The organism is Erwinia sp. MYb416, from assembly GCF_037479575.1.
Classification (GTDB): Bacteria; Pseudomonadota; Gammaproteobacteria; order Enterobacterales; family Enterobacteriaceae; genus Erwinia; species Erwinia rhapontici.
Map to the genome: position 1 here is coordinate 1 of NZ_JBBGYT010000136.1, position 353 is coordinate 353.

1 protein-coding gene is annotated in these 353 nt (G+C 55.0%); it reads left to right on the forward strand.

Going from position 1 to position 353, the window contains the following annotated elements; genetic code table 11:
* A partial coding sequence (locus WH277_RS01280; protein WP_339503914.1) for an iron chelate uptake ABC transporter family permease subunit occupies nt 1–303 on the forward strand: 303 nt, incomplete at its 5' end.
* Nucleotides 304–353 lie beyond the last annotated feature (50 nt).

The following is a 353-nucleotide window of genomic DNA, read 5'->3' on the forward strand; positions in this document are numbered from 1 at the left end:
CCAGTGGGCAGAAGTCGGCTGCTGATTATACTCCTGACGGCGATACTCTGTGCCAGCGCTACGTTACTGACCGGCCCGCTGAGTTTTGTTGGGCTGCTGGCACCACATATCGTGGTGATGATGGGGATCCAGCGGGGAGTCACCCGGCTCATTGCATCGGCACTCATGGGGGCAATTTTGTTACTCTGTGCAGACTGGGTGGGACGTAACCTTCTCTATCCCTTCCAGATCCCTGCAGGGCTTTGTGCGACCTTCATTGGTGCGCCCTATTTCATGTGGATGATGCGACGCAGAGGCCGATAACATGATGCTGAAATTGTTTGCCCCACTCACCCCGGCGTTTCTTACTTTAT